This window comes from Paractinoplanes durhamensis (assembly GCF_016862175.1).
GTDB classification, from domain to species: Bacteria; Actinomycetota; Actinomycetes; order Mycobacteriales; family Micromonosporaceae; genus Actinoplanes; species Actinoplanes durhamensis.
Genome location: NZ_BOML01000002.1, coordinates 240,760 through 247,109 on the forward strand (window position 1 = coordinate 240,760; position 6,350 = coordinate 247,109).

5 protein-coding genes are annotated in these 6,350 nt (G+C 72.5%); 3 read left to right on the plus strand and 2 right to left on the minus strand.

From position 1 onward, the window contains the following. Nucleotides 1–116: 116 nt before the first annotated feature. On the minus strand, nucleotides 117–674 hold the full coding sequence (locus tag Adu01nite_RS01210) for a hypothetical protein (RefSeq protein WP_203724300.1): 558 nt from the start codon (nucleotides 672–674) through the stop codon (nucleotides 117–119). 155 nt (nucleotides 675–829) lie between these two features. On the opposite strand from Adu01nite_RS01210, the gene Adu01nite_RS01215 reads away from it, so the two are divergent. The 3 genes from Adu01nite_RS01215 to dprA are packed head-to-tail and all read left to right on the plus strand — an operon-like array spanning nucleotide 830 to nucleotide 4,023. Next, entirely contained in the window at nucleotides 830–1,189 is a 360-nt protein-coding gene (locus Adu01nite_RS01215) for a YraN family protein (RefSeq protein WP_203724301.1), read from the plus strand. A gap of 16 nt (nucleotides 1,190–1,205) precedes the next feature. Beyond that, entirely contained in the window at nucleotides 1,206–2,738 is a 1,533-nt protein-coding gene (locus Adu01nite_RS01220) for a YifB family Mg chelatase-like AAA ATPase (protein ID WP_203724302.1), read from the plus strand. After that, a complete protein-coding gene (gene dprA, locus Adu01nite_RS01225; RefSeq protein ID WP_203724303.1) occupies nucleotides 2,722–4,023 on the plus strand; it encodes a DNA-processing protein DprA in 1,302 nt (433 codons plus the stop codon). Before Adu01nite_RS01220 ends, dprA begins: the two co-directional genes overlap by 17 nt. Nucleotides 4,024–4,061: 38 nt before the next feature. Here dprA and Adu01nite_RS01230 read toward each other — a convergent pair whose 3' ends face one another. Further along, nucleotides 4,062–4,247 carry a DNA-binding protein gene (locus Adu01nite_RS01230; RefSeq protein ID WP_203724329.1) on the minus strand — a complete coding sequence of 62 codons (186 nt, stop codon included), beginning with the start codon at nucleotides 4,245–4,247 and terminating at the stop codon, nucleotides 4,062–4,064. Nucleotides 4,248–6,350: the final 2,103 nt, after the last annotated feature.

Consider the following 6,350-nt stretch of genomic DNA (forward strand, 5'->3'; position numbering starts at 1 on the left):
AGGGCCGTCGCCGCCGGCCCCAATCAGGGGAACCGGCAGAGGGCACGCGAGGTCGACCGCACAGGGCGGTCGCCGGGCACAAGCATACGCCAAGCCGTTTCGTTACTCCGAGTGCCTCAGGCTACGGCCAATCCGGCCGCCAACAGCAAGATCAAACCGACCGGCACGTACGCCACCGGCGGCGTCAGCCAGGAGTCGCGGGTGGTGGCGCCGCCGTTCCGGGCGAGGGCGAACAGGCCGATGCCGGTGAGCGCGAACCCGAGCGTCAGCAGAACGGCCGGGACGATTCCGGCCGCGGTCGGGTCGCCGGTGAACGCCTGATCGATCAGTAGGCGGAAGACCGGGATGAACAGGACGAACATGATTATTGCCACTAGAAACGCGGAAACCGGGCGTCGTTCTTTCTGGTCCGCCGCCGCCGGCCTCGGCTCCTCCGGTGGGCGGATTGTCGGATATTCCGGCCCACGCACCGGGCGGGCATGACTGCCGGTCGTGGTGAGCGGGTCGGCCATGGCGTACGGCCCGGCCGGCGGTGCGACCGCCGGGCGCTGCTCGGGCAGGCGGAACGCCCCACTCGGGCGTTCGTGCGCGGCGTCGTGGACTCCGGAGTCGTAGGGATTGGCCTGTCCCGGATACCAGCTCGGCTGGTCCTCGGCGTAGCGGTGTCCTTCCACGATCTCGCACGTTAAGTGACCGCGGTCACGTGCGCCACTGCAGAACCCATAACAGATCAGCTCGGCTACGCAGAGGTTGTCCACAGTCGCGCTCCGTCCACAGGCCGCCATGATTTCCGCGCGCGACGGCCCCGAACGGGCCACGGTTGGCGTCCATGACGACGGAACGACGGGCGGTCGGCGCCTACGGCGAGCAGGTCGCCGCGCAGCACCTGCAGGCTTTGGGACTCGTGATCCTCTACCGGAACTGGCGCTGCTCGGCGGGCGAGGTCGACCTCGTCCTGCGCGACGGCGACGACATCGTCTTTTGCGAGGTGAAGACGCGGCGCGGCACCGCCTACGGCACCCCGGCCGAGGCCGTCGGCTACCGCAAGGTGCGCAAACTGCGCGAACTTGCCGGCCACTGGCTCGCCGAGACCGGATTGCACCCGCGAAACATCCGCTTCGACGTGGTCGAGGTGTTCCCCCAGCAGCGCGGTCCCGCCCGGGTCGAGCACATCAGCGCGGCCTTCTGATGAGCGCGGCCTTCCGATGAGCTATGCCCGCGTGCTCTGCGTCGGCCTGCTCGGCGTCACCGGCCACCTCGTCGAGGTGGAGGCCGACCTCTCCACCGGCCTGCCCATCTTCACGCTGACCGGCCTGCCCGACGCTTCCCTCAACGAGGCCCGGGACCGGGTGCGGGCGGCCGTGACGAACTCGGGTCAGACCTGGCCGAACCGCCGGATCACCATCAACCTCCTGCCCGCCGCCCTGCCCAAACGCGGCAGCAGCTTCGATCTCGCCATCGCCGCCGCCCTCCTGGCCGGCTCCGGCGAGCTGCCGTCGGCGCCGCTGGAGGGCGTCGTCGTGCTCGGCGAACTCGGCCTCGACGGCGCGGTCCGGCCGGTCCGCGGCGTGCTGCCGATGGTCGCCGCCGCGGTCCGGGCCGGCATCACCGGGGTCATCGTGCCGCTGGCCAACGCGCGCGAGGCCACCGTGGTGCCCGGGGTGACCGTCCGCGCGGTCGACTCGCTGCACCGGCTCGTCGACTTCGTTCGCGGCACCGGCCCGCTGCTCGACCCACCACCGCCGGCCCCGGCACCACCGCCGGGCGGTCCCGATCTGGCCGACGTCGCCGGTCAGGAGCTGGGGCGCTACGGCCTCGAGGTGGCCGCGGCCGGTGGGCACCACCTGGCCCTCTTCGGCGCACCGGGGGCCGGCAAGACGATGCTCGCCGAACGCCTGCCGTCGATCCTGCCCGAGCTGGACGACGACGAGGCCCTCGAAGTGACCGCCCTCCAGTCGATCGCCGGGGTGCTGCCGCCGGAGGGTGGCCTGATCCGGCGGCCACCGTTCCAGGCTCCGCACCATTCGGCGAGCATGGCCGCGCTCATCGGCGGCGGCAGCGGGCTCGCCCGCCCCGGCGCGATCTCCCTCGCCCACCGCGGAGTGCTGTTCCTCGACGAGGTCGCCGAGATGCGCGGGGCGACCCTGCAGGCGTTACGGCAGCCGCTGGAGAACGGGCGGGTGGTGCTCGGCCGGTCCCTCGGCACCACCGAGTTCCCGGCCCGCGTGCAGCTGGTGGTCGCGGCCAACCCCTGCCCCTGCGCTTCCCCGGCCGGCGATCAGGCCTGCACCTGCTCGCCCTCGGTCCGACGGCGCTACCAGGCGAAACTGTCCGGCCCGCTGCTCGACCGGATCGACATCCGGATCACCATGCACCCGCTGCGCGCGGCCCACCTGATGACCGTCGGCTCGCCCTCACCGCCGTCGGCCGTGGTGGCCGCCCGGGTCGTGCAGGCCCGCCAGGCCGCGACCGCGCGCTGGTCGGCCCGCGGCTGGCGGCTCAACGCCGAGGTGCCCGGCAAGGACCTGCGCCAGGGGCGGTGGCGCCTGCCGCCGGACGACACGGCCGACCTGCGGACGGCGCTCGACCGTGGGCTGCTGTCGGCGCGCGGCTTCGATCGAGTGATGCGGTTGGCCTGGACGATCGCCGACCTGGACGGCCTCGAACGCCCAGGCCGGGCGGAAGTCACCGAAGCGATCCAGTTACGGATGGGAGAGTCCCATGAGTACGCCGAATAGCTACCCTTCCCCTTCTGACAGCGCCTCTCCCGGCAGCTCCCCTCCCGGCAGCTCCCCTCCCGGCAGCTCCCCTCCCGGCAGTGATGCCGATCGCGCCGCTCGGACGGCGCTCACCTGGCTCGCCGAGCCCGGGAACCGGACGGTCTGGTCGATGGTCCAGTCCTACGGCGCCCCGGAGACGCTCGACCGGCTGATGCGTGGCGCCTGCCCGGAGGCGGCGTTGCAGGCGTCGGTGCTGGCCCGGATGGCCGACTTCGACCCGGAACGGCTGGCCGACGCAAATCTGCGGCGGGCCGAGCAACTCGGCGCGCGGATCGTGGTCCCCGCCGACGAGGAGTGGCCGAGCCGGGTCGACGCGCTGTCCGTCCTCGAGCTCGACCAGCCCGGGCGGCTCGGCCGGGACGTACGGCCGCCGCTGTGCGTCTGGGTGCGCGGAGCCTGGCCACTGGGTCAGGCGCTGGAGCGCTCGGTCGCGGTGGTCGGGGCGCGGGCGGCCACCGGCTACGGGAAACAGGTCACCGGCGATATCGCGTACGGGCTGGCCGAGCACGGCTGGACCGTGGTTTCCGGCGGCGCTTTCGGCATCGACGCGGCCGCCCATCGCGCCACGCTCGCCGCCGGCGGCCTGACCGTGGCCGTGCTGGCCTGCGGTGTCGACCGGCCCTATCCGGCCGGCAACGCGGCCATGTTCGATCGGATCGCCGAGACCGGCCTGCTGATCAGCGAATGGCCGCCGGACGCCGAGCCGCTCAAGCACCGCTTCCTGATCCGCAACCGGGTGATCGCGGCCGCCACGGTGGGAACGGTCGTCGTCGAGGCGGCCGCGCGCAGCGGCGCGATCCAGACGATGAACCGGGTGCTGGCGCTACGCCGCCCCGCGATGGTGGTCCCCGGCCCGGTGACCTCGGCCATGTCGGTCGGCTGCCACGAGCTGTTGCGCGCACACCCGGAGACCACCCTGGTCACCGGATTGCCGCACGTGCTGGAGACGGTCGGTCGGATGGGCGAGTACTACACGGATGCACCGCGCGGCCCCGAGCATCGCCGGGACGCCCTCGACGAGGAATCGGCCCTGGTCCTGGAGGCGGTTCCAGCCAAGGGCACGGCCACGTCCGAGGAGTTGGCCGCGCGAGCCGGCCTGGCGTTGCGCACCGTGCTGCGCCGGCTCTCCCTGCTGGAGCTGGCCGGCCTGGTGGAACGCCGGGACGACGGGTTCGCTCTGGCACGCCCCGATCCCCGCACCGATCCCCGTCCCGATCCGTCGGCACGGGAGGCGACCCGGTGAGCCGGTACGGCCCCCGGGCGCCACCCGCGATGTTCGGACTAGTCCTCGGAATCGTCCAGGTCGCGGCGATGGACTTTCATCCACCCCTCGACGTCGTCGGCCAACCACACCTTGCCCTGCGCCAGGTCGGCGAGCGGTTTGGGGAAGTCAGCTCGGCTGGTGATCTGGTACGCACGCTGCCGGCTGACCCCACCCAAGCGGATGCGGATCTCGTGCGCGCCCATGAGCCGGATCGGTTTCACTGCCACATGATCGACCGTAGGCGTGAGACTATTAGTCAATCATCAAGTTGATAGGAGACAGCTAGTCGCATGTCACCTATACTCGCCGCATGACTAGGCGCCGACAGACCGCTCGTCCGGTCCCCCTGGCCCCCACACACAGACGCGATTGGCGCACCCTGTGGCGCCGTTGCATCTGCGGTCTGACCACGCCTTGCATAGATCGATTGGTCCCTCCGAAACCCCGTCCATACCCTCCGCCGCCGACACCATCCACTGCCGACCACCGCCTGCTCCCGACCTACAGCGAGTACTTGGCAACCATCCCGTTCCCGACGTATTGCGGCTTCGCTGCCATGCGAGCCTTCCCCGGCGAAACACCCCCGCCACCCGAGCAACCCGTCCCCCAGATCCCCACTCCCGGCGCTGTTGCCGTCCCTGCCGGTCGGCAAGGCGCCAGGGGCGGCCCCGGCACCGGCCTCAGCCCCGGCGAAAGGTCCGGGGCCGCCCCCGAAACGAGTTCCTCCCGCACCACCGCTCCTGAAGACACGAAGACCGGCGAGCGCGCCGTCCGGATCGGTACGCGGGGGTCGCGAACCGATCCGGACGGGGCCTGGCGCGATCGCCCACCGACCACCCGGGCCCGCCCACCAACGACCACACATCACCCGACCCTGACCCGCCGATGACCTGACCCGCAGGGGCCCGGTCCCCCACCCACGACCAAGAGCAGCGACGAACCCGACGCCGCCCACCCCCTCTCCCTCCCGAGTGACGACCCATCGACAACGCCGGGCGCGGCCACAAGCCAAAACGTGCCCCACCAGCGCAGCCAGCCAAAGCGAACCGCGCCGGCGGGACCGCCCGACCACACATGCCGGGCTGAGTCGGCCGGCGACATAGCCAGGCCAGCCGACAACGCACGCCGGACCAACCGACCGAGCCGTCATGCCCGGCAAGCGCGGCAAAACCGCGAGACCGACCCAGCCAGAACCCACGCCCAGCCAGAACCCACGCCCAGCCAGAACCCACGCCAAGCCAGCAGGGCGGGTCGAGCCAGCACGCACGGCGGAGCCGAGCCGATAGGCGCGGCCAGCCGGTAACGCGGGTTGCGCGACTCCGAGCCGCGATCGGGCCAGCAGACAGGCGGGCCAGCAGACAGGCGGGGCGGCAGACAGGCGGGGCGGCAGACAGGCGGGGCGGCCATGCCGGAAGGCACGGCAAAGCCGACGACGCGGGCCGAGCCAGCGCGCACGGCAAAGCTGGCGACGCAGGCTGAACCGGCACGCGCGGCAACGCCGGCGATGCAGAAAAGCCGCCAGGCAATGCAAGCCGACGACGCAAAGCCGAACCGGCACCCGCCGCAAGCCGACAACACCGGCCAAGCCGTTCGGTCGGCCCGCACGGCGGGGCGACCGACACGGCAGGCCGGCCCACACGGCAGAGCGGCCCACACGGCAGAGCGGCCCACACGGCAGAGCGGCCCACACGGCAGAGCGGCCCACACGGCAGAGCGGCAAGGCGGGTCGAGATGGCGGACACGGCATGCGCGGCACGGCAGGCGGCATCGGTATGCGTGGCACTCCGACCCGGAGCGCCACAACTGCGGCTTGGCAAGCCGGTGGCGTAGGCCCCAGCCGACGCGCATGGCAAAGCCGGCGACCCGGGCCGAGCCGGCGACCCGGCCCAAGCCGGCGACCCGGCCCAAGCCGGCGAGGTAGGTCGCCTCGACAGGCACGGCAAGACCGGCCCAACCAGCGCACACGTTGAAGCCGACAAGGCGGCGTGGCCGGCCGGCAGCACCTGCCGGCGAGACCGGCCTAGCCGACTGGCACGCGGGCTGGTCCACAGAAGAACGAGTAGGCGAGCGCAGGAAAAGCGAGGGAGCGGAGCAGCAGTCAGCTACTGGGCAGAGCGGCAGTCAATGAGCGGGCGGGGACGGCGGCGGGCTAACGAGTGGGTGGCGTGGTGGGCGAGCAGGGATGCGCGGCCGGCGAGAGCGGCCGGAGTGCGAGGCCTGCTGGGCGGGTCCGGCGGGTCCGGCGGGTCCGGCGGGTCCGGCGGGTCCGGCGGGTCCGGCGGGTCCGGCGGGTCCGGCGGGTCCGG

What these genes read in the sequence shown, in the direction of transcription:
- Adu01nite_RS01230 (WP_203724329.1), bottom strand. Translation starts at nt 4,247, where the DNA reads ATGGGCGCGCACGAGATCCGCATCCGCTTGGGTGGGGTCAGCCGGCAG.
- Adu01nite_RS01220 (WP_203724302.1), top strand. Translation starts at nt 1,206, where the DNA reads ATGAGCTATGCCCGCGTGCTCTGCGTCGGCCTGCTCGGCGTCACCGGC.
- Adu01nite_RS01215 (WP_203724301.1), top strand. Translation starts at nt 830, where the DNA reads ATGACGACGGAACGACGGGCGGTCGGCGCCTACGGCGAGCAGGTCGCC.
- dprA (WP_203724303.1), top strand. Translation starts at nt 2,722, where the DNA reads ATGAGTACGCCGAATAGCTACCCTTCCCCTTCTGACAGCGCCTCTCCC.